24 protein-coding genes are annotated in these 21,788 nt (G+C 63.5%); 10 read left to right on the forward strand and 14 right to left on the reverse strand.

The genetic code is table 11. The annotated features are described in order from the left end of the window. Positions 1-38 precede the first annotated feature (38 nt). Positions 39-386 (reverse strand): DUF4148 domain-containing protein, encoded by a 348-nt coding sequence (locus AB3X89_RS09535; protein WP_368582972.1) that lies wholly within the window; start codon positions 384-386, stop codon positions 39-41. Positions 387-766: 380 nt separating this feature from the next. Next, complete coding sequence (locus tag AB3X89_RS09540) at positions 767-1,810, reverse strand: alpha/beta fold hydrolase (protein WP_368582973.1); 1,044 nt, start codon at positions 1,808-1,810, stop codon at positions 767-769. A 366-nt stretch (positions 1,811-2,176) separates the two neighbouring features. Between AB3X89_RS09540 and AB3X89_RS09545 the strand changes: the two genes are divergently transcribed. The 4 genes from AB3X89_RS09545 to AB3X89_RS09560 all read left to right on the forward strand — a co-directional run bounded on the left by AB3X89_RS09545 (position 2,177) and on the right by AB3X89_RS09560 (position 5,805). Then, the gene (locus AB3X89_RS09545) at positions 2,177-2,893 is read left to right on the forward strand and encodes a cytochrome c biogenesis CcdA family protein (protein ID WP_368582976.1); all 717 of its coding nucleotides are present in this window, start codon (positions 2,177-2,179) and stop codon (positions 2,891-2,893) included. A 1-nt stretch (position 2,894) separates the two neighbouring features. Next, positions 2,895-3,434 carry a thioredoxin family protein gene (locus AB3X89_RS09550; protein WP_368582977.1) on the forward strand — a complete coding sequence of 180 codons (540 nt, stop codon included), beginning with the start codon at positions 2,895-2,897 and terminating at the stop codon, positions 3,432-3,434. Positions 3,435-3,725: 291 nt separating this feature from the next. Continuing rightward, a complete protein-coding gene (locus AB3X89_RS09555) occupies positions 3,726-4,115 on the forward strand; it encodes a hypothetical protein (protein WP_368582978.1) in 390 nt (129 codons plus the stop codon). 367 nt (positions 4,116-4,482) lie between these two features. Further along, entirely contained in the window at positions 4,483-5,805 is a 1,323-nt protein-coding gene (locus AB3X89_RS09560) for an amidohydrolase family protein (protein WP_368582980.1), read from the forward strand. Positions 5,806-5,865: 60 nt separating this feature from the next. Here AB3X89_RS09560 and AB3X89_RS09565 read toward each other — a convergent pair whose 3' ends face one another. Next, on the reverse strand, positions 5,866-8,082 hold the full coding sequence (locus tag AB3X89_RS09565; RefSeq protein WP_368582981.1) for a beta-glucosidase: 2,217 nt from the start codon (positions 8,080-8,082) through the stop codon (positions 5,866-5,868). A gap of 576 nt (positions 8,083-8,658) precedes the next feature. Between AB3X89_RS09565 and AB3X89_RS09570 the strand changes: the two genes are divergently transcribed. The 6 genes from AB3X89_RS09570 to AB3X89_RS09595 all read left to right on the forward strand — a co-directional run bounded on the left by AB3X89_RS09570 (position 8,659) and on the right by AB3X89_RS09595 (position 12,523). After that, positions 8,659-9,882 (forward strand): M23 family metallopeptidase, encoded by a 1,224-nt coding sequence (locus tag AB3X89_RS09570; protein WP_368582982.1) that lies wholly within the window; start codon positions 8,659-8,661, stop codon positions 9,880-9,882. A gap of 82 nt (positions 9,883-9,964) precedes the next feature. Next, positions 9,965-10,552 (forward strand): helix-turn-helix domain-containing protein, encoded by a 588-nt coding sequence (locus AB3X89_RS09575; RefSeq protein WP_368582983.1) that lies wholly within the window; start codon positions 9,965-9,967, stop codon positions 10,550-10,552. After that, on the forward strand, positions 10,549-11,076 hold the full coding sequence (locus tag AB3X89_RS09580; protein WP_368582985.1) for an N-acetyltransferase family protein: 528 nt from the start codon (positions 10,549-10,551) through the stop codon (positions 11,074-11,076). Before AB3X89_RS09575 ends, AB3X89_RS09580 begins: the two co-directional genes overlap by 4 nt. Before the next feature lie 97 nt (positions 11,077-11,173). Further along, positions 11,174-11,629, forward strand: a complete 456-nt coding sequence (locus AB3X89_RS09585; protein WP_368582987.1) for a MarR family winged helix-turn-helix transcriptional regulator — start codon at positions 11,174-11,176, stop codon at positions 11,627-11,629. A 58-nt stretch (positions 11,630-11,687) separates the two neighbouring features. After that, on the forward strand, positions 11,688-11,885 hold the full coding sequence (locus AB3X89_RS09590) for a hypothetical protein (RefSeq protein ID WP_368582989.1): 198 nt from the start codon (positions 11,688-11,690) through the stop codon (positions 11,883-11,885). Continuing rightward, positions 11,882-12,523 carry a trimeric intracellular cation channel family protein gene (locus AB3X89_RS09595; RefSeq protein WP_368582991.1) on the forward strand — a complete coding sequence of 214 codons (642 nt, stop codon included), beginning with the start codon at positions 11,882-11,884 and terminating at the stop codon, positions 12,521-12,523. Before AB3X89_RS09590 ends, AB3X89_RS09595 begins: the two co-directional genes overlap by 4 nt. A gap of 10 nt (positions 12,524-12,533) precedes the next feature. Here AB3X89_RS09595 and AB3X89_RS09600 read toward each other — a convergent pair whose 3' ends face one another. The 11 genes from AB3X89_RS09600 to AB3X89_RS09650 form a co-directional block, all read right to left on the reverse strand. Beyond that, positions 12,534-13,502 (reverse strand): type II secretion system F family protein, encoded by a 969-nt coding sequence (locus AB3X89_RS09600; protein ID WP_368582993.1) that lies wholly within the window; start codon positions 13,500-13,502, stop codon positions 12,534-12,536. A gap of 28 nt (positions 13,503-13,530) precedes the next feature. Further along, positions 13,531-14,508 carry a type II secretion system F family protein gene (locus tag AB3X89_RS09605; protein WP_368582994.1) on the reverse strand — a complete coding sequence of 326 codons (978 nt, stop codon included), beginning with the start codon at positions 14,506-14,508 and terminating at the stop codon, positions 13,531-13,533. A 52-nt stretch (positions 14,509-14,560) separates the two neighbouring features. Then, on the reverse strand, positions 14,561-15,922 hold the full coding sequence (locus AB3X89_RS09610) for a CpaF family protein (protein WP_368582996.1): 1,362 nt from the start codon (positions 15,920-15,922) through the stop codon (positions 14,561-14,563). Between the two features lie 36 nt (positions 15,923-15,958). Next, positions 15,959-17,170: a CpaE family protein gene (locus AB3X89_RS09615; protein WP_368582997.1), complete on the reverse strand. Its 1,212-nt coding sequence runs from the start codon at positions 17,168-17,170 to the stop codon at positions 15,959-15,961. Between the two features lie 21 nt (positions 17,171-17,191). Then, positions 17,192-17,506 (reverse strand): hypothetical protein, encoded by a 315-nt coding sequence (locus AB3X89_RS09620; RefSeq protein WP_368582998.1) that lies wholly within the window; start codon positions 17,504-17,506, stop codon positions 17,192-17,194. A gap of 21 nt (positions 17,507-17,527) precedes the next feature. After that, on the reverse strand, positions 17,528-19,429 hold the full coding sequence (locus tag AB3X89_RS09625) for a type II and III secretion system protein family protein (RefSeq protein ID WP_368582999.1): 1,902 nt from the start codon (positions 19,427-19,429) through the stop codon (positions 17,528-17,530). A 100-nt stretch (positions 19,430-19,529) separates the two neighbouring features. Further along, positions 19,530-20,360 carry a Flp pilus assembly protein CpaB gene (gene cpaB / locus AB3X89_RS09630; protein WP_368583001.1) on the reverse strand — a complete coding sequence of 277 codons (831 nt, stop codon included), beginning with the start codon at positions 20,358-20,360 and terminating at the stop codon, positions 19,530-19,532. 36 nt (positions 20,361-20,396) lie between these two features. Beyond that, positions 20,397-20,939, reverse strand: a complete 543-nt coding sequence (locus AB3X89_RS09635; protein ID WP_368583002.1) for a prepilin peptidase — start codon at positions 20,937-20,939, stop codon at positions 20,397-20,399. Between the two features lie 30 nt (positions 20,940-20,969). Beyond that, positions 20,970-21,140, reverse strand: a complete 171-nt coding sequence (locus tag AB3X89_RS09640; protein WP_368583004.1) for a Flp family type IVb pilin — start codon at positions 21,138-21,140, stop codon at positions 20,970-20,972. 67 nt (positions 21,141-21,207) lie between these two features. Continuing rightward, a complete protein-coding gene (locus AB3X89_RS09645) occupies positions 21,208-21,378 on the reverse strand; it encodes a Flp family type IVb pilin (RefSeq protein ID WP_013092552.1) in 171 nt (56 codons plus the stop codon). 100 nt (positions 21,379-21,478) lie between these two features. Then, positions 21,479-21,691 carry a hypothetical protein gene (locus AB3X89_RS09650; protein WP_368583005.1) on the reverse strand — a complete coding sequence of 71 codons (213 nt, stop codon included), beginning with the start codon at positions 21,689-21,691 and terminating at the stop codon, positions 21,479-21,481. Between the last annotated feature and the right edge of the window lie 97 nt (positions 21,692-21,788).

The following is a 21,788-nucleotide window of genomic DNA, read 5'->3' on the forward strand; positions in this document are numbered from 1 at the left end:
GTCTTCTCCGGGTATCAGAACATTCAGGGATCAACGAATCAGGAGTGCGCGTAGATGGAGCCGAGGCCGACGACGTTCGAGCCGTCGTTGGCGCTATGCGCGGCCGCATGCTTCATCGGCACATGCGAGCTGGACGCCGAGCTTCCATTCTCGACACCGCCGTAAGCGGTAGCGTCGTTGCCCGCGCTGACACGCGCTTCAGCTGCCTCGATGTTCCGCGGGTATTGCGTGTTGTCACTAGCCGGGCTATAGCCGGCCTTCTGCAACTGGACCAGCTGCGCGCGAACTTCCGCACGAGTGAGCGCCTGTTGCGGTTGCGATTGCGCGAACGAAACAACAGGAGCGGCGACGAGTGCAGCGACGATCAGCGATTGAACGAGTTTCATGAGTCTTCTCCGGGTATCAAACCATCAGGGATAAGGATTGAGCGGGACACAAAACCATCAGCGCAGATACACTGTGACGCCCCGCCTGATTCACACGCAACGTTGTGAATCAACCTTGCGTGAAGACATTAGAACGCCCCAACGTATCTGCAATGTTTTCGTCACCCCCCATTTCTGCAAGCGTGTTTGTCTGCGTACGCCGTTGATACATTGCGATACAAAACCCCGCTTCCGAACATGCGGCGCAGGGCCGGCGTCGCATGCGTCGTGCGAGTTGCGCGTGTGCTGCAAATGGCCCGCCCATGAAAAAAACCCGGCAGCCGTGCGTTCGGCTGCCGGGGTTCCGTTCAGAAGAGAGAAGCCGGCTAACGCCGGCTCGATCAAAGGCGCGTGACGTCGAGAATCGCATCCGCGAAAGCTTTCGGCGCTTCCTGCGGCAGGTTGTGGCCGATGCCGCCGCTGATGTTGCGGTGCTGATACTTGCCGGTGAACTTCTTCGCGTATGCAGCGGGCTCCGGATGCGCGGCGCCGTTCGCGTCGCCTTCGAGCGTGATGGTCGGCACCGCGATCGTCGGTCCGGTGGCGAGGCGCTTTTCGAGTTCGTCGTATTGCGGCTCGCCCTGCGCGAGTCCCAGACGCCAGCGGTAGTTGTGAATCACCACGGCAACATGGTCCGGGTTATTGAACGATTCTGCGGAGCGCTCGAAGGTGGCGTCGTCGAAATTCCATTTCGGCGAGGCGGTATGCCAGATCAGCTTGTTGAAGTCGTGACGGTTCGCTTCATAACCGGCACGGCCACGCTCGGTGGCGAAATAGAACTGATACCACCACGCGAGTTCGGCCTTCGGCGGCAACGGCGCGCGGTTAGCCTCCTGGCTGCCGATCAGATAACCACTCACCGACACCATCGCCTTCACGCGTTGCGGCCACAGCGCGGCGACGATGTTCACCGTGCGTGCGCCCCAGTCGAAGCCGCCGAGCACGGCCTTGTCGATTTTCAGCGCGTCCATCAGGTTGATGATGTCGACCGCGACCACTGCCTGCTGGCCGTTGCGCGGCGTATCCGCCGACAGGAAACGGGTGCCGCCGTAGCCGCGCAGGTAAGGCACGATCACGCGATAACCGGCCGCCGTCAGCAACGGCGTTACTTCGGCGAAGCTGTAGATGTCGTAAGGCCAGCCGTGCAGCAGAATGACCACTGGTCCGTTCTGCGGGCCCGCTTCCGCGTAGCTGATGCTCAGCGTGCCTGCATTGATCGAGCGAATGTTCTCGAACGACGCCACGCGCGCGCCTGCTCTCGCATTGCCGGCCGTGTCGGCCGATTGCGCATGCGCGAGCCCGCTCAGTCCCAATTCGAGCAGGCTGATACCCGCAACCGCCGTTCCGAGAAAGCGGCGGCGACGGCTATTGATCTGATCCGACATGGTTGTTCTCCTTCAAGCCAAGGCTTTGATACGGAATTTGGAATAAACGAATCGAACACTGCTTGAGATGAATGGTGACAGCTCAGGCTGCCATCAGGAAGAGCAACTAAGTTCACAGGTCGTTGCTTTACAGGCAACGCAGGCCGTAGTCGACTGCATACACGCGCGGCATCACCAACAGCGCCTTCCTCACGCCGGGACCGTTCGGCAACCACCGCGGCGCGCATCGTCTCGCAGCCGATTTGTGTCGCAATGTATCTGCGCCGTGCGCGGACATACAACATTGCAAGCGCGCCTGATCGCCGACATAAACCAGATACGCGTGAGCGTTCCAATACGGTCATCCCAGCCAACCGAACGCCCATCATGCACAGTACTCTCGAAACTCCGCTCGCCCTGCTCGCCGGGTTGCTGACGATTGCCTCTCCCTGCGTGCTGCCGGTGATGCCGATTCTGCTCGGCACTTCCGTCGAACAACCGAGCCGTACGCGGCCATTGTTCATCGTTGCCGGCTTCATTCTGACCTTCGCGTCTTTCGCGCTGCTATTGGGCGCGGTGTCGAGCACCGTGCACGTCGCGCAACAGGTACTGCGCAATACCGGCATCGCGTTGCTCGCACTGTCCGGACTTCTGCGTATCTGGCCGCGCCCCTACGACTGGCTCGTCGCGCAACTGCAAGGGCCGCTCGACCGGATCGGCGCGGCCATTGCGCCGGGCACGCAGCCGGGCAGCGGCAACGCGGGTGGCTTCGTGCTCGGCATGTCGCTCGGCGCGGTATGGACGCCCTGCGCCGGCCCCGTGCTCGCGTCGATTCTCGTGCTCGTCGTGAAGGCTCAGGACTTCGGTTGGTCGGCGCTGCTGCTCACGCTGTATGCGATCGGCGCGGCGATTCCGATGCTCGCGATCATCTACGGCGGACATTACGTGACGCGTCACGTACGTGTCGTCTCACGTCACGCAGAACGTCTGCAACAGGTGTTCGGCGTACTGGTGATGCTGACCGCACTCGCCATCTATTTGCAGTACGACGTGCTGCTGTACGCGCGGCTCGCCGGCCTTTTCCCCTCACTCAAAGGACTTTGACATGACTACCCGATTGAAAAACTTCGCCCTGTCCACCGCGTTTGCCGCCTGCGCGTTGATCGCGGCGAGTACGGCCGCGATCGCCGCGCCGCAGGAAAGCGGGCCGCCCGCACCCGAGCTCACGGGCATCACGCAATGGCTCAATAGCGAGCCGCTCAAATTGCAGCAGTTGCGCGGCAAAGTAGTACTCGTCGACTTCTGGACCTATAGCTGCATCAATTGCGCAAACACGCTGCCTTACGTGAAAAGCTGGAACCAGAAGTACAAGGACCAGGGGCTCACGGTGATCGGCGTGCATACGCCCGAATATCCGTTCGAACGCGACACCGGCAATGTGAAGACCGCGCTCAAGCGGCTCGGCATCACCTATCCGGTTGCGCAGGACAATCAGTACGCGACCTGGAATGCGTATAACAACCAGTACTGGCCCGCGTTCTATCTGATCGACAAGCAAGGTCATATCGTCTACTCGCACTTCGGAGAAGGCGACTATGCGCAGACCGAAGCCAGGATTCAGGCGCTGCTCGCGCAGAAGAACTGACGAAGCGCTCCGTCGCGATGACGCTGGTCGCGACGATCACCTACATCGAGCTTTGATCGCACAAGCCCGCCTGAACCGAATCGTCGGGTCGGGCGGGCTTCTCTTTGTCCGCCAAACCCTGCTCCGGATGCGCTGCTGGCGACGCTTTCAAGGTGTAAAACGGACCTTTCGCGCCCCGGCTGGACGAACGAATTCGTCAAGACTTTTCCAATGGTACTATCGGCTGTCATTGCCGTTATTGTCCTTCTGGCCTTCGATCTCCGCATGACCTCTTCTCAGGAGAACCAACCCATGTCAGTACCGTCGCGGCTGTACAAAGCGGTTATTGGTAGCTTGCTCGTGTTGGAAACAATGGGCGCTCACGCGGCCATCAACCTTGGATTCCTGAGCGATACGCCGATCAGTCTGATGCGGCAAGCGGATATCGCGTCGATCCAGTCCGCAGTGAATCAGGCGCTCGATACCAAGCAGGATGGCGAAACGCTCGACTGGACGAACGAGGCTACGCGCAACAGGCCTCGTGTCCACGCGACGATCACACCCTCACACACGGTCAAGGAAGAAGCGCGAACATGCCGGGTCGCGGCAATCGACCTCAGTGCAAGAGGACAAACCATGCATCTCACTCCGCGATTCTGCCGGTCCGGTTCGGACAATTGGGAATTTCAGCGCCGCCACTGAATACTCGAAGATTCGGCGTTCACCGATTCGGCGGGCTGGCCCTCGCTACGCCCGCTCGTCGCGCTACCTTAGTTCGACCGATCATTTCCGCACTCCGCTCACGCATTTGCCATCCACGTTCGCAGCAGATACTCTGTGCTGGCTTGACTCTCACGTCGCCAATTGTGAACTGTAGTCAGACGGCGGCTTTCGATGCACAGTGGTCCACGTCATGGGGTGAGCTATGCCTTCAGGAAAGTATCTTGGCAATAAAATAGTCAGTCCATCTTCTTCATGTCTTTGCGACAAGTCACAAGTGCAATATGCAAACCGCCGTATTAGTGCCGACCTGTCGCGCCGCGGTTTTGTCACTGGTCTCGCCGCATCGATGTTGAGTCTGGTACTGCCCGGGCTCAGCAATGCCCAAACCACCGTGCCGCCAGCACCGCCCGCGAAGCCGGTGCTGTTCACGAACTTCCGTTTGTTCGATGGCAAATCGTCGACGTTGCGCGACGGCCTCTATATGGTTGTCGAGGGCGACAGCATTAGCCAGTTGGGTCGAGGTCAACCGGCTTCGATCGACGGCAAGACGCTGGTCGATTGCGGTGGCAAGGTGATGATGCCCGGCATGATCGACATGCACTGGCATGCATTGCTCGCGGCGGTGCCGGTTCAGGTCATCCTTCAATCCGACATTTCGCTCGTCCATATTGCCGCAAGCGCTGAAGCCGAACGCACGCTACTGCGCGGCTTTACGACGATACGCGACGCGGGCGGCCCGTCATTCGCGCTGAAGCAGGCAATCGATAGCGGCATGATTTCCGGACCGCGCATCTATCCGTCTGGCGCGATGATCACGACCACCGGCGGTCACGGCGATTTTCGCGCACTGAGCGAAATGCCGCGCACCAGCAGCCAGATCACCCAATTGGAACGGGACGGTGGCTTCGCGATCGCCGACACGGAAGACGAAGTCCGCTTGCGCGTGCGCGAGCAGTTCATCCAGGGCGCGACGCAGATCAAGCTGGTCGGCTCCGGTGGCGTATCGACGCCGCGCAGCCCGCTCGACATGCTCACCTTCACCGAAAAGCAGTTGCGCGCGGCCGTCGAAACAGCGGCCGACTGGGGCACCTATGTGCTCTCGCATGCGTACATGCCCGAAGCGGTTCAGCGCTCCGTTGCGGCAGGCGTGCAGTGCATCGAGCACGCTCATCTGATGGACGACAAGACCGCGGCATTGATGGCGAAGAACGGCACATGGTTGAGCACGCAGCCGTTCGTCAACGAAGACGACGTGGGCCCGCTCGCCCCGCAGAGTCGCGAGAAGTTTCTCGACGTGATCGCGGGCACCGATCGCGCTTTCAAACTCGCGCGCAAGCATGGCATCAAGGTCGCATTCGGTACGGACCTGATCTTTTCGCAGACCGTGGCCGCGGGGCAAGGCAGGATGCTCACGCATATGAAGCGTTGGTACAGCGGAGCCGAGGCATTGACCATGGCAACGGGCACCAATGGACAACTACTCGCGCTGTCCGGGCACCGCAATCCGTATCCGCGCAAGCTCGGCGTACTCGAAGAAGGTGCATACGCCGATCTGCTTCTCGTCGATGGCAATCCGCTCGAGAATCTCGACCTGATGGCTAACCCGGAGCAGAACCTGCGGATCGTGATGAAGGATGGAAAGTTCTACAAGAACACGCTGAAAGCGTAATCGGTGATACAAGCGGGCGCGCCACTTCGCGCGCCCGCGTTCGCTACGACGTCACACTATTTAGCCACGCCCCTGCAGACGGATGTCGCGCGACGATGCGCCGACGTACACCGTGCTGCCCGGCACATAGCGCCAACGGTTGCTCGTGGTGTCCCACACGCTCTGCATGCGCTGCGTCACGACCACGTGCACGCGACGCGATTCGCCCGGGTTCAGACCAACCTTGTCCCAGCCGACGAGACGACGCGGCGGCTCACCCTGATACGGCACACCGAGGTAGACCTGCGGCACTTCCGCACCGGCGACGCGACCATCGTTACGCACGTTGAACGACACGTCGATCAGACCGCCCGGCAGATGCTGAACCGATAGACCCGAGTATGCGAAGTGCGTGTACGACAGGCCGTAGCCAAACTCGAACATCGGCGTGATGTTCTGCGAGTCGTACCAGCGATAGCCCATATCGAGCTTCTCGGAGTACACCGGGTTCGCCGCAAATGCGCCATTCGTGCCCCACGTCGGCGTGTCCTGGTCGCGCACCGGGAACGTGACGGGGAGCTTGCCGGAAGGATTGACCTTGCCGAACAGCACGTTCGCAATCGCGTTGCCGCCGCCTTCGCCCGGATACCATGCTTCGACGATCGCCGACACGCTGTCCTTCCACGGCATCAGCACCGGGTTGCCGCTTTCGACGACGACGATCGTATGCGGATTGGCCGCCGCAACCGCTTCGACGAGTGCATCCTGGTTGGTCGGATTCGCGAGGCCCAGGCTCGGCAGATCGCCGATATCCTCGCCGGCCGGCTGCGCGACCACTACGATGGCGACGTCGGAGTTCGCGGCCAGCGTTGCTGCCTGGGTGATCTGCTGCTGCGTGTAGGCGGCAAACGGCGACTGCTGATCGCTGTTGCCGGCGAAGGTCACCGTGGCCTGCGGCGCGAGCGCCTTGATCGCCGACACGATCGGCGTGTTCAGCTTCAGCCACGGGTTGGTCCACCAGCTGCAGCCCGTCGTGGTGCCGAACGTCAAGCCTCCGCAACCGGCGAACGCGCCCGTCACCGGATCGCGTGTGTTGCCCGAACCGCCGCCCGTCAACACCGCCGCGTCGGCGTGGCCGCCGATCACCGCGATGCGCGACAGCGAACCGGCGGAGAGCGGCAGCTGATTGCTGGCGTTCTTCAGCAGTACCATCGACTGCTCTTCGACCGACTGCGTGAAGGCTCTCGCGGCCGAGAAGTCGATGGTCGCGCCACCCTTCGGCGGATCGTCCATCACGCCCGTGCGGATCATCACGTACAGCTTGCGCTCGACCATGTCGTCGAGGCGCGCGGTCGACACCGAGCCGTTCGCGATCGCCTGCTTGACCAGCGCGGGCGTCAGATAGACGGTCGAACCGACGTCCTCTTCCTCGTCGAGACCGGCATTGATCGCGGGTGCCGTGCTATGCGCCGCGCCCCAGTCCGACTGCACCTGACCTTCGAAGTGCCAGTCGTTCTTCAGCACGTCGTTGAGAATGTGCGAGTTCTCGCAGGCATAGGTGCCGTTGACCTCGTTGTAGCTGCACATCACGCTGCCCGGCTGCGCGCGGCGCGCGGCGATTTCGAACGGCAGCAGATAGAGCTCGCGCATCGTGCGCTCGTCGATCTGGCTGTTGCCGCCGCCGCGGTTGTGTTCCTGCTCGTTGCCCATGTAGTGCTTGATCGTCGCGATGACCTTCTGGCTTTGTGTGCCGTCGGTGCGTTCGGCGAGCATCTCGCCGGCGAGCACCGGATCTTCACCGAGATACTCGAAGAGCCGGCCACCGCGCGGCTCACGCGCGAGGTTGGTGCCACCGCCGAGCCCCATGCCGAAGCCCTGCTCGCGCAACTGGATCGCGATCTGCTTGCCGAAGTTCCACGACAGCGCGCGGTCCCAGCTCGCCGCCACCGCGAGCGTCGCGGGGAAGGTCGTCGATGGCTGGCTGGTGCTGCCCGAACCGGTGGCGGAGTCGACCATGTTCAGGTCGGGAATGCCAAGGCGCGGCACGCCCTGAATGTAGCCCGCGCCGCCGCCCGGCACAGCCGACATGGCGTACTGCGAATGAATGAACTGCAGCTTCTCGTCGATCGTCATCTTGTTGACGAGCGTTTCCGCGCGCCGGTGCGCCGCTGCCGACGCGAACGCGTTCAGCACCGTCGACGTAGGCGCGAAGTCGAGACCAGGAGTGGGAATTTCCGCGTGCGCAGCGGCGCTCACGGCCGCCGCTATCGCGACGGCCGGCCATAGTTTCTTCTGCATAGGTGTCTCTCCGAAATTGTGCTTTTCTGGGGCAACGGAGCGCGTCGGGTGGGTGGGAAGCGGACGCGAAAACAGGCGTGCAGCGATGACTGCAAACGTTTGCCTGTTGGAAGAAGAATCGGCGCAACTGGATGGGCTGTAGCGACTCTCCGTGGTGAGTAATGTAAGAATGTAGTCTGACTACAGCATCGGTAGTTTTACTAATACGCGTAATTTTATGCGTAATGGGGTGTAAGGATTTTTCTTACATAATCAAATTGAAAGTTATTGAATCGAATCGAATCGAATCGAATAAAGAAGCGGAAATTGTTATTCGAGGTTTGATTGTCAATTCATGAAAGCGGAAAAACGTACGCGTACAGCGAGGCGTTTCGCTGTTCGCCAGACCCAGGCTGAGCAACCGCGCTCGCTCGTAGCTCAATCGCGCGCGATGACACCGAGCTAATCTCAAAAATCGGATTCTCCCGATATGGGCGACTTACGCCTCTGCATAGACTAAAGGCTCTTCTTACCGGGTTGTATAGCGCGAAAGAGAACCCTCTGTCGATTTATCGGGTTTTCGCGGCGTTTCAAGCGATGTCATTCATCCCTGCAGCCCTTTTCCGACTGCGAGGTTTTGAAATGATGCGCTCGCGCTATTTACGTCACGCCTGTTCCTGCGCTAAGGCCATTTACACCAAAGTGAGTCATTCGGCGTATTGCCGATTTAAATCCCCAGTGGCTGCCGTATTGCTGTGCGGCATCATTGCGCTGCTGAGTACGTCGGATTGTGTTACGGAACCGAAGATCGTCAGTCGCGTGAACGCATCAAGTGCAAGCCAACCTTCCTCGGCCTTAACGGTGACTGCGCCGGCCCACACTGAATCCGTTAGCAGAACCAGTTACAGTCGGCTATCCGACGCTGCGCCGCTTGTCATGCCGGAGGTCGACAGCGGTTCTTACGCGGGACGGATCGAAGGCACGTTGCGCGACACCCTGGCACGAGCCAGCGTGCCAGTGGAGATACAACAGCAGATCGCGCATCTTTTCGCTCCTCGCCTCGACCTCGCCGCGCGTGCGCACAAGGGCGACACTTATCATGTTCTCTACGGAAACGACGATACAGACGCACGGCGCAAGCGTGTAACGGCCGTCGAACTCCGCTCGGGCGGCGAGTTCTACCAGGCCGTGTGGTTCATCGCGCCGGGACGCACCGATGGAGACTACTATTCATTCGACGGACGCAGGCTTGCCACCAAGCCATTTTCCATGCCTGTCGATGACGTTAGGCTCAGTTCGCCCTTCGGTTACCGGACCCATCCGGTCAAGGGCAAACACCTGATGCACACAGGTGTGGACTTTGCCGCACCGAAGGGAACACCTGTCGGCGCGGCCGCCTCAGGAACGGTGCGCTTCATTGGCTTCAAAGCCGGTTACGGCAAGATCGTCGTACTCAGTCATCCGCGAGGCTTTACGACGCACTACGCGCACCTGTCCGCGTTCGCCCGCGATTTGCGTGTCGGCAAGCCGGTGACCGAAGGACAACCACTCGGCGCGGTAGGCAGTACTGGCGCGGCGACGGGGCCGCATCTGCATTTCGAGGTGCGTGAGTATGGTCAACCGATCGATCCGCTCGTGTTGACAAGCCGAACCCGCACCGCGCCGCTCACGACCAGTCAGCAGATCGCGTTCGACAGCATGACAGGCGCCCTGCGCGAACAACTGGCGGCATTGCCTCTCGATACACCGGCGGGCAGGATGGCGTCGAATGCTGAAAGCACGCCGAACACACCAGAAAAGCAGAAAAGCTCGTTGACTTGAAGCACGAGGCGACCGCCCGATATTGACAACAAAAAAGCCATTCTCTAGTTTACTGGATGCTTGATCCTTTAAACTGGATGACATGGACATCAACGCCCTGATCGCACGGCGAGTCAAAGCGCTACGCGACGCTCAGAACTGGTCTCTCGACGCGCTGGCCGAACGCAGCAAGGTCAGCCGCTCGAACATCTCGCTGATCGAGCGCGGGCAGAGCAGCCCCACCGCGACCGTGCTCGACAAACTTGCAACCGCGTTGAACGTGCCGCTCGCGTCGCTATTCGAGCAGGAAGGCGCACCCGCGGCTGCGCCGTCGCCAGTCAGTCGCGCGGCCGAGCAGCCGGTATGGACCGACCCGAGCTCCGGCTATGTGCGACGTCATCTGTCGCCTACCGCGCGCTCGGCGATCCAGTTGGTCGAGGTCAACTTCCCCGCGGGTCAGCGGGTCAGTTACGAAACCGGCGCGCGCGACGCGGACATCCATCAACAGGTGTGGATGCTCGACGGGTCGATGGAAATCACGATCGGCGACACCAGTTGGCGGCTCAAGACAGGCGACTGCCTTGCGATGCGGCTGGACAGCCCGATCGTGTTCCGTAACCCCACTCGCAAACGCGCGCGCTATCTCGTCGCGCTGAGCACAACGCCAATCAACGATCGGAGAAACGGATGAGCGATAACGTGACCATACGGCGCGTCGGCCCAAAAGAAGCGGCCGCCTGCGTCGAAGCGCTCGCCGACGTGCTGATCGACTGCGTGGAAGGAGGAGCGTCGGTCAGCTTCATGCTGCCGATCTCGCGCAACACCGCGCTCGTGTTCTGGCGCAACGTCGCGGAGGGCGTCGCGCGCGGAGAACGCGCATTGTTGATCGCTGAAGACCGGGACGGCAGCATCGTCGGCACCGTGCAATTGATCACCGCGCAACCCGAAAATCAGCCGCATCGCGCCGACGTCGCGAAGATGCTCGTGCACAGAAAAGCACGCCGCCGCGGCGTCGCGCACGCTCTGATGAGCGAACTCGATCGCGTCGCGCGGGACGAAAAAAAATCGGTTCTCGTGCTCGACACCGTAACCGGCGGCGATGCCGAGCGACTCTATCAGCGCGCCGGCTGGCTACGTGTCGGCAGCGTGCCGAACTACGCGCTGATGCCCGACGGCGCGTTCTGCGCCACCACGTTTTATTGCAAACAGCTTTGACTGCGCATGCAGTCCGTTCCGCGTAAGTATTTGAAAATTTCAACTACTTGCCTATAATGCCTGCACTGCGCAAGACGGCCGACAGCGGAGCAAATTCTTGTACTCGGACTTCCTGACTTTCAGGCTCGATCTGACCAGCGCGCTGCTGATCAACCGCGCGAACATCGTCTATCGCGAGCGCTGGGATCTCGACGTGCGTGCGCTGCGCGTGCTGCGCCTCGTCTGTGCGGAACCCGACATCACGCCTAAGGCCGTTTCGCAACGCGCGCTGATCGAAAAAACGCTGCTGTCCAAAGTCCTCGCCGAACTTGAAACACGCGGCCTGATCAGTCGCAACATGCATGCATCGGACCGTCGAAGCATCGCATTACGCGCCACCGATCACGGCCTCGAAGTTGCGCAGGCATCCGAAGCGGTAGGCACCGAGCTCGAAGTCGAACTCGCGAAGGCGCTCAGCGCGAACGAGCGTAAAACGCTCGAACGTCTGCTCAGCAAGCTTTCGCATAGCCTGCTCGAAAGCGAGTCCGCAAGCGCGCCGCCCGCGAGATCCTGACCGACGGTCCGCCTTTCGCCGCGCCTTACCTGGCGTTCATGCCAACAAGGAGCCCTCCATGTCGAAGCTGATCGGAACGATGTCGAGCGCGATCGGTGCACGGCGCCACGCGTCCGCAGTGAAAACTCTCAACGAAATCCCAAGCTATCACTCGCCGAAATTCGCACCGGCGCTCGACCCGACCTTGCGTACGGGTCTCGAAGCCATGCTGTGCGGGGCCGGTGTCTCGCTCGACCAACACGAAACCACTCAGTGAATTCACACGCCGTCTATACCATTCTCGATCTGATCGGCACCTTCGTATTCGCGATCAGCGGCGCGGTCGCCGCGCGTCAACGGCGGCTCGACCTGTTCGGCATTGTCGTGATCGCCTTCATGGTCGCGTGCGGCGGCGGCATCGTGCGAGACGTGTGCATCGGCGCAATCCCGCCGGCGGGGCTGTCGAACTGGCGGTATCTGGCCACCGCGCTCGCCGCGTCCGCGGTGACGATTCTCGCGTATCCGCAGGTGCGCCGGCTGCGTCAGCCGGTGCTGTTCTTCGATGCGATCGGGCTCGGTCTGTTCGCGGTGTCGGGCGCGCAGAAAGCGCTCACGTATGGCCACAATGCCGAGCTCGCGATTCTGCTCGGCGTCGTCAGCGCGGTGGGCGGCGGTGTGATGCGCGACGTCGTGCTCTCGCGCGTGCCCGCGATTCTCGAGCGCGAGATCTATGCGTCTGCCGCGCTGTTCGGCGCGGCGGTGCAGGTCGGCTTTGCGTATGCGGGCTGGACGGACTGGTGGACGCCGTGGTTCGCGACCTTGGCTTGCGTGATGGTGCGGCTCGCGTCGCTGCGCTACGGCTGGCGGCTCCCGGTCTTCCAGGGCAGACGCGCCGAGACGCGCGACAACTCATAACAGGCTCTGCTCATGCGCCGCCCGCCATGCTCGGCAGCAGATCGCGATAGATATGAATCATCGCGGGCCCCATCAGCACGACGAGCAGCGCCGGAAATATACAGAACATCAACGGAAACAGCAGCTTCAGCGCAATCTTCGCGGCTCGCTCCTCGGCGCGCATCCGGCGGCGCGTGCGCAGCGTATCGGACAGCACGCGCAGCGACGCGCCGATGCTGGTGCCGAAGCGCTCGGCCTGGATCAGCATCGCGCTGAACGAGTCGATGTCTTCCACGCCGGTGCGCAGCGAAAAATTGCGCAGTGCCTTTTCCTTCGAGAAACCCGAGCGCATTTCTAGCAGCATCAGTTCGAGCTCGCTCGCGACCACTGCGCTGCGCAGGCGGATTTCCTCGCCGACTTTCATCAGCGACGCATCGAGGCCCAGCCCCGCTTCCACACACACGGTCAGCAGATCGAGCGCATCGGGAAAGTCCTCGACGAGGCTGCGCTGGCGCGCTGCGGTGCGGCGCGACAGCACGACGTTCGGCAGGTAGTAGCCGAACGCGGCCAGCACGACGAGCACCATCGCGCGTTCGAGCAGCGAGCTCGCGAACGACGAGCCGTACAGCGCGAGCATCGCCAGCAGCGGCAACGTCAGCGCGAGCGCGGTCTTCGCGGCCAGATAGACCGGCACGGCGTTGGCCGAACGCCAGCCGGCGTTCATCAACTGCACGCGCAGCGCGGATTGCTCCCAGCCGTCCTTCGGCACCGACAGCTTCGAGATCGGCTGCGAGATCTCGACGAGCTTTTCGTACCACGGCGTCTGCGCGGCGGCGTCGAGTTGCTCCGGCGCGGGCACCGCATTCGCACCGCCCGCCTGCTCGATGCGGCGGCTCATGTCGCGCGGCGTGCTCAGATGCATCGCGCCGAACACGGCCGCGAAAACGATCGCGAAGACGCCGGCGAGCAACAGAATCTGCGTGATGTTCAGTGTTTGCATGGTCCTTCTCCGATGACCTCGAGCCCGCTCAAACGCGGATCTTCACGATGTGCCGCATCCACAGAATGCCGAACAGCATGGCGATGCTCGCCACCGCGATCATCCTGACGCCCGCCGGGTCCCGCCACAGCACGTTCAGGAACCCCGGATTGATCGCCATCATCGCGCCGCCGACGCCGAACGGCAGCAGGCCGAGCACCCACGCGGACATCCTGCCTTCGGCGGAAAGCACGCGAACCTTGTCGAACAGCTTGAAGCGGTCGCGGATCAGCGCGGTGATGCCGTCGAGCACTTCGGCGAGATTGCCGCCCGTCTCGCGCTGGATCACGACGGCGATCACGAAGTAACGCAGATCGCGAATCGGCACCCGTGTCGCGAGATTCGTCAGCGCCTCGCTGATCGACACGCCGTAGTTGATCTCGTCGAACACGATGCGGAACTCGCCGCTCATCGGCTCGGCGAACTCGGCGCCGACCATATCGATCGCGCCGGTGAACGCATGGCCCGAGCGCAATGCTCGCGACAGCATGTCGCAAACGTCCGGCAGTTGCCGTTCGAGCTGACGAATGCGCCGGTGGCGGCGCCGCTGTACGTAGACGATCGGCAGCAACGCACATAGAGCGGCGGCGGCAGCCGTGAAGATCCACGGCACCCTGAGGCTCGCACCCACGATCAGCACGAAAGGCGGCAACACCGCGCAGGTGCCGAAGAAACGACCGACCGACCAGGACAGCCCCGACTGCTGCAGAAACAGATCGAGCGCATGCACGCGCGGAATACGCAGCAGCAGCCGCGCGAGCACCGCGGACTCGGCCATCGTGCGCGTCTTCAGAATCGACAGACGCTGCCGGCTCATCGGACCGCCGGCCGATACCGCGCGAATCCGCGAATCGACGCGGCGCGCGACCGGCCCGTGCCGGCTGTTCCAATACTCGTAGACGCCACCCGTCGCGAGCACCACGGCCGCGAACAGCAGAATGATCGACGCGTAGAAAATCGGGCTCATGCAAGTCTCCTGAAACACCGGGCAAGCGGTCTGTGCGCGTCGCCCGTGCACGTCATGTCGTTTCGAAGCGCCGCGCCGGATCGTAGATCTGCTCCGACGGCGCCACGCCGAATGCCTGCAAGCGCTCGGCGAATTTCGGCCGCACGCCGGTCGCGCAGAAATGGCCGCGCACGTTGCCCTTCGTATCGACGCCGGAGCGGCGGAACACGAAGATCTCCTGCATGTTGATCATGTCGCCCTCCATGCCGGTCAGCTCCGAAATGCTGACGATCTTGCGGCGTCCGTCGGTCAGACGCGTGGCTTGCACGACCACGGAAATCGCCGACGAAATCTGCTGGCGCATCGTGCGTGTCGGCAGCGACAGGCCGCCGAGCGTCATCATGTTTTCGAGGCGCGTCAGCGCATCGCGCGGTGTGTTCGCGTGGATAGTCGACAGCGAGCCTTCGTGGCCGGTGTTCATCGCGTTCAGCATGTCGAGCGCTTCGGCGCCGCGCACCTCGCCGAGAATGATGCGGTCGGGGCGCATCCGCAGCGCGTTGCGCACCAGCGTGCGCTGCGTGATCTCGCCGCGTCCCTCGATGTTCGGCGAACGCGTCTCCAGCCGCAGCACGTGCTGCTGGCGCAGCTGCAGCTCGGCGGCGTCCTCGATCGTGACGATGCGCTCGTCGCCCGGAATGAATCCCGACAGCACGTTCAGCAGCGTGGTCTTGCCGCTGCCCGTGCCGCCCGACACGAGGATGTTCACCTTCGCGCGCGCCAGCGCGTCGAGCACTTCGGCCATCGGCGGCGTGAGGCTCTGCAATTCGATCAGGTCGGCAACCTGCAACGGATTCGCGGCGAAACGGCGAATCGACAGCAACGGACCGTCGATCGCGCAGGGCCGGATGATTGCGTTCACGCGCGAGCCGTCCGGCAGGCGTGCGTCGACCATCGGGCTCGATTCGTCGATATGGCGGCCGACGCCGGAGACGATCTTCTCGATGACCTTCATCAGATGCGCGTCGTCGTAGAAGGTCACATCGGTCGCCTCCAGCCGGCCACGGCGCTCGACGTAGGTATGACGATGCGTGTTCACCAGAATGTCGGACACGGTCGGGTCGCGCAGCAGCACTTCGAGCGGACCGAAGCCGAACATTTCGTCATGCACGTCGCCAACGAGTTGCCGGCGTTCGAGATCGTTGGCGGGCGCCTTCTGGTCTTCGAGAATGCGGCCGATCAGCGTCGCGATCTCCTGGCGGACCTGCTCGGGCGGCAACCTCGACAGCCGTTCGAGTTCGACGCGTTCGAGCACCGCCTGATGAATCTCGCGTTTCAGTTTCTGGTATGCGCCGCGCAACATGCCGGCGGCCGCCGGGTCCTGGCGTTCGCCCAGCGGCTGCACGCGTTGCGCGGAAATCTGCTCACGAAGCGACATGACGTTCCCCTGTTCTGATCGTGTGGCGTTGGAGCGTTAAAGCGTTTCGAGTTTCGGCGGCGGCTGGCGGCCGAGCAGCCGCCCGAATAGCGACTCACCTTTCGCGCGCGAGCGCCCCGGTTTGTTCGCGCGCGCCGCGATGTTTTCGGCGAGCGCCTGCAGGCTGCGCGCAACCCCGCTGCCGCGCGCGGTCTTCGACACCGGCAGTCCCTGGTTCATCGAATCGGTCACCGTATCGGCATCCTCGGGAATCACCTGATACGCGCTCATGCCGAGCACGGATTCGAGCGCCGCGCGCGGCCGCTCGCCGTGCCGCGTATAGCGGTTCAGGATCAGCCGCATCTGCTCCTGCGCGTAGCCGAGCGAGCACAGAATCTCCTGCAGCCGGCGGCCGGCGCGCACGTGCGGCATGTTCGCCTGCAGCACCAGATGAATCTGGTCGCTGCGATCCAGCGCGAGCATCGACAGCCGATTCAGCGTCTGGCCGAGATCGAACAGCACGAAGTCGTAATGCGGCGCGGCGACACCGAGCAGCCACTCGAGACGGTCTTCCTTGACCTCGGCCGCCTTCACCGGATCGCCCGCGCCGGCGAGGATATGGAAGCTGTCGCTCACGTGCACGACGCTCGTGTCGAAGAACGCGGCATCCATGCGCTCGATCTGCGCGCAGATTTGCGGCAACGTCGACGGCGGCGTCTGGTCGGAGACGAGGAACGCGGCATCCGCGAACTGCTGGTTCAGATCGATCAGCAGCACGCGTTTTTTCTGCGGCAGACTCGCGATCGCATGTGCGACGTTCGCGGCGATGAAGCTGGTGCCCGCGCCGCCCTTACACGACACGAACGACAGAATCCGCGTGTCGCGCGTGCCGCCTTGCAGGCTCTGCGCCTGTGCGCGCTGCAACGCGTCGGCGAACTGGCGCGAATCGAGCGGCCAGTTCAGCACGTCGCGAAAGCCCGCGCGCATCGCGGCGATCAGCGTCTGCGGCGACGCGTCGGGGATCAGCAGGATGCAGGTGAGCCGCCCATGCTCGCGATGCAGCCGCTCCACCACCGCTAGCTCCGCGTCCTTCAGCGACGCGGCGTCGACGATCAGCACGTCGAACGCATCGAGCGTATTGCCGCGTTCGCCGAGCAGCGACGGCGTGCCCATCGCGCGCGTGATCCGGTAGTCGCCGGCTTCGCCGCTCAGATGCGCGATCTGAGCGAGCCGTGCACCGTCTTCAGAGAGAGCCAGGATGTTGATCATGATGTTCCCCCGCGTCCGCCATCACTGACTGCCGCCGTTGCTGCCGATCCCGATCACGAACGGATTGAACGTAGTGGCCGGCGTCTGGAACGACTTGTCGTACTGCTGCTGCGCGGCGACCGCGGCCCTGCCGTCGACTCCCGGTGTCGACGGCGTGTGCTCGCCCGCATGCGGATCGATGATCTGCATCTGCGTTACGGTGCGCACGGCGTCGCCGACGTGCGCGTCCCAGATCGGCGAGCTCGACATGCAGCCGCTCAACGAGCCGACCAGCGTGGTGCACACCGTCAGCAGCGACGCCGCGCGGCGCGTGATCAGAAGATGTTCGAGTTTCATGAGAGTCTCCTTCGCGGCGCGTTACGGGTTGAGCCGGGTGGTCTTGAGCGTCGGGTTGCCTGGGCTCGTGGCGTCGGCTTTGGCGAGCGCGGGTTCGGCGCTGGTTTGCACTTGCGTTGCCGACGTTGGCGTAGTTGCCGTCTTGTCGGCCGGTGGCCTCGCCGCCGACGATGCCGGCCGGTCCGCCTGGGTGTCGCGCGGCAGCAGCGCGGCGGGGGCGGCCGAGCCTTCGGTCGGTGCCGGCGTCGGAACCGGTGCGGGCGCCGCGGGTTGCGGTTGCGGTTGCGGTTGCGCGGGCATCTGCGGCCCGTTCGGCTGTGCGGCGGGCCGGCGGCCTTCCATGTTGCCGGTCGCGTAGACGGTGCCGTCGGACACGCCGGTGAAGCTATCGGTCGGCAGCGGATAGTCGCCCGGCGGCAGCGGCTTCACCAGATGCACGGTGACGATGAAGATCAGCTCCGTGCGATCCTGCTGGAACGACGTGCTGCGAAACAGCGCGCCGAGTACCGGCACTTCGCCGATACCGGGCAGCGCCTTCAACGCGCCGGTGATGTTGTTCTGAATCAGCCCGCCGATCGCGAAGCTCTCGCCGTCGTTCATCTGCACCGTCGTCGACGCGCGCCGCGTCGTGATCAGCGGCAGGATCGCGCTGCTGCTCGTGCCGGTCGCCTGGACGGTGACGCCGGTCGGCGACAGTTCCGACACTTCCGGCGCGACCTTCAGATTCACGCGGCTGCCGGCGAGCACGGTCGGCGTGAACTTGAGGCCGACGCCGAACTCTTCTTCCTGCAGCGTGATCGTCGAGCCGCCCGTGCCGTTGCTTTGCGGCACCGGAATGAAGACCCGGCCGCCCGCGAGAAACGACGCCTCCTGGCCGCTCAGCGTGACGAGGTTCGGCTCCGCGAGAATCTTGCCGAGGCTGTCGCTCTTCTGTGCGTCGACGGCGATGTTGAACGGCCTGTTGTTCGCCTTGCTCACCGCGATACCGCTGCTGACGCCGGCGAGCAGGCTGCTCACCAGCGCGCCGGTCCACGAGCCGAAGCCGCCCTGGATGTTGACCGCTGCACCCAACTGATTGAGCAGCGTCTTCGACACCTCGGCGACCTTCACTTCGAGCATCACCTGTTGCGGCGAATCGACCGACATCATGTTGATGACTTCGGAGCCCTTGCTAACGCTCGAGCTCTGCTGCGAGATCGAACCGCCGTTACCGAAGCTCGCGGTGCTCGACTGGTCTTGCTGGGTCGGTTGCGCACCCGCGTAAGCGCCGGCGATGCTCATCGCCTGCTGCGCGGCCTGCCCGCTCGATACGCGGCCCGCGAGCACGAGGTTGCCGGCCGCGCTCGACACGCGGATGCCGCGCTCGTTCGGCAGCAGTTGCGCGAGTGTGCGTTGCAGCCCGTCGGCATCGACGCCAACGCTCACGTCGATGATCTGACATGCGCCGCTGCGGCCCTGCACGATCATGTTCGTGGTGCCGACGCTCATGCCGACCACGTACAGCGTGCGCTGCGACACGAGCGTCGCCTGCGCGACGACCGGATTGCCGAGCGTGCGGTTGCGCGCGGGCTCGACGAGCGGAACCAGGATCGACTTGCCGACCGCGACCGACACGCTCGATTCGTCGCGAATCTCGCCGGTGCAGTTCGGCCCGGTCAGCTGCGCGGGGGCGACCATTCGGCCGCTCGCCGCGCCGGTCGGCATCGGCGTGTTGCTCACCAGCATCGGCACGGCGCCCCGGCCGACCGGCAGCGGCGCGGCCTGCGCGCCCCAGCCCGGCGGCATTTGCGCGGCGGCCATCGTTTGAGCGGCGCTGTCGTGCGCAGCCGTTAACCCGGCGCATAACGCGGCGGCTAGCACCGTGCCGCCGAGCGAGCGGCAACGCTTGCCGCCACCGGATGAGAACCGTTGTTGTGTTTTCATGTTGCTGCCCCCGTCGCTCGATAGGTGAACCGAGACGTCTCTTGATTGCCTTCTGATTCAGATCGCGGCGTCAGTCAAAAACCGGCGCGCCGCGACCGCGCTAGAAACATTCGACGCTGCCCGTCACTCCCGACAGCACGCCGACGCAATCGCGCCTGGGCGCCGGACGTGCCGCATAGTGGGTGCGCACCGGACGCACTTCGGGTGCGGCGGGCGCCGAAGCGGGCGCCGGCACGTCGAGCAAGGTCAGCTTGGTCGCGCCGCCGGTGCTCGGGGTCTGCTTGTCGACCTGGTTGCGCAGCACCAGCGACAGCGTGCCGACGCTGCGTGCGAGGTCGAGCTTCTCGGCCTGCTCGGGCGTCACTTCGAGCGTCACCGCGTTGACCACTTTCGGCGCGGTGTCGTCGCGGCTCACCTGCTGCGCGACCGCGAGCACGAGGATCTTTTCGAGCACGATCTTCGAGATGCTTTGCGCCGCGTCGGTCTTGTTCGCCTGCTGCGTGTTGACGATCACGTCGACGTAGTTGCCCGGCAGCGCGAAGCCCGCGACGCCGACCACGTCGTTCACCCGCACCGTGATCGCGCGATGGCCTTCGCCGATCACCGCGGACAGGCCGCCCTTGGTGCCCTGCGGCGCGAGCTTCGATTCGAGCACCGGCTCGCCGGGCGCGAGACTCGTCAGCAGCACGCGCCCTTCGAGCGCCTTGCCGTCGGCGAACGCACCGGGCGGCACGCTCGAAGTCGGCCAGCTGACCATGTGAATCAGGTTCTGGTTCAGCGGCTGGCCGAGACTGATGTCCGACGACGCCACCGCGACCGATGTCACCGCAGCCGACGAGGTCTGCAGCAACCAGCGCGACGCGAAACTCACGGCCGCGAGGCCCGCCAGCACGGCGATCGTCAGCATCACTAAAGCCCGACTGTTTTTCATGGCAACACTCCCGCATCGTTCAGTGGAAACGTCCGGCTACAGCGCGGCCGCGAACAGCATTCCGAGGGTTCCGGCCGCAATCGCAACGCCGTAGGGAATCGACCCGACCGATTCGGCGCGCGCATCGATCAGGCTCGGTTGTCTGAGCGGCGCGACGACGAACCCGCCGATCAGTTGCCGCAGATTCGCGAGCAAGCGCGCGAATCTGCCGCGGCACAGCACGATCAGCAGCGACCAGAGTCCGCCGATCAGAAAAGTGGCGAGCGCGATCCGCCAGGTCAGCGCGGGTCCGACCCATGCGCCGATCGTCATCAGCAGCTTCACATCGCCGGCGGCCATGCCGCGCAGCAGATAGAACGGCAACAGCAAAGCGAAGCCGCACGCGGCGCCGCTCAGCCAGTCGAGCGCGCCGGCGAGCGGCCCGTGAATCGACATCTGCACGGCAAGCGCGACGGCGAGCCCGAGTACGATCAGGCGATTGGGAATGCGCCTCGCGGTGAGATCCGTGCTCGCTGCCACGATCGCCAGCACGATCACGCACAGCGGTACAGGATGTGGCGGCAGAAGTGGCAGCGTCATGACGACCTCGTGATGGATGATCGAGCCGCGTCAGATCGAGTCGGCGAGATTGTTGAAGATCGCGCTGAGGTTGGTGCCGAGCGTGGTCACACCGCCGATGATCAGCAGTGCAATCAGGCCGGCGAGCAGACCGTATTCGATGGCGGTCACGCCGTCTTCGTCGTGAGCGAAACGCAGCGCGCGCGCAATCAGCTTCTTCATGACAGGCCCCCGTATTCAGTTGGAAAGTGACGGACGAATCGTGAGGTTCGTCCGTCGGCAAGATGACTCAGACCGAGTCCGCGAGGTTGTTGAAAATCGTCTGCAGATGCTGGCCGAGCAGGGTCACGCCGCCGATGATCAACAGCGCGATCAGGCCGGCGAGCAGCCCATATTCGATGGCGGTCACGCCGTCTTCGTCACGAACGAAACGGGCTGCGGTAGCGATGATGTTCTTCATGATTCGACTCCTGTGGAGGACTAACGATTGAAACCCGTTACCAGGATTGGCGTGGGCGGTGGCACTACGGGCACTGCTGGGAACTGCGGAAAACTGCGGGCTAGTTTCGCCGCCCGGTCAGCGTCGCGCGGTGTTTGATCCGCATGGGCGTAACGCTGGGCGACACGAACTGGAGGAAACGGGGGAAGTGAAGCGGCAGCTGCCGGGCAAGCCGCAGCATTGCGGCCGAGTGCCGCTGACGCAGCATGGCCGCACGATGTGCGCCGCTCATGAGCTTGTTACCGCCGCGCAGTCGCGTGAACTTGTTGTACATACATCCCCCGTCTTTCGTGATTTTTTCTTGGCGCCGGCTCGAGGCCAGCACCCGCTGGTCAGTCGACGTTGGCTCTCTCTCGCGCCATGGTGTGCTG

Source organism: Paraburkholderia sp. BR14320 (genome assembly GCF_040948665.1).
In the GTDB taxonomy this organism is placed as follows: Bacteria; Pseudomonadota; Gammaproteobacteria; order Burkholderiales; family Burkholderiaceae; genus Paraburkholderia; species Paraburkholderia youngii.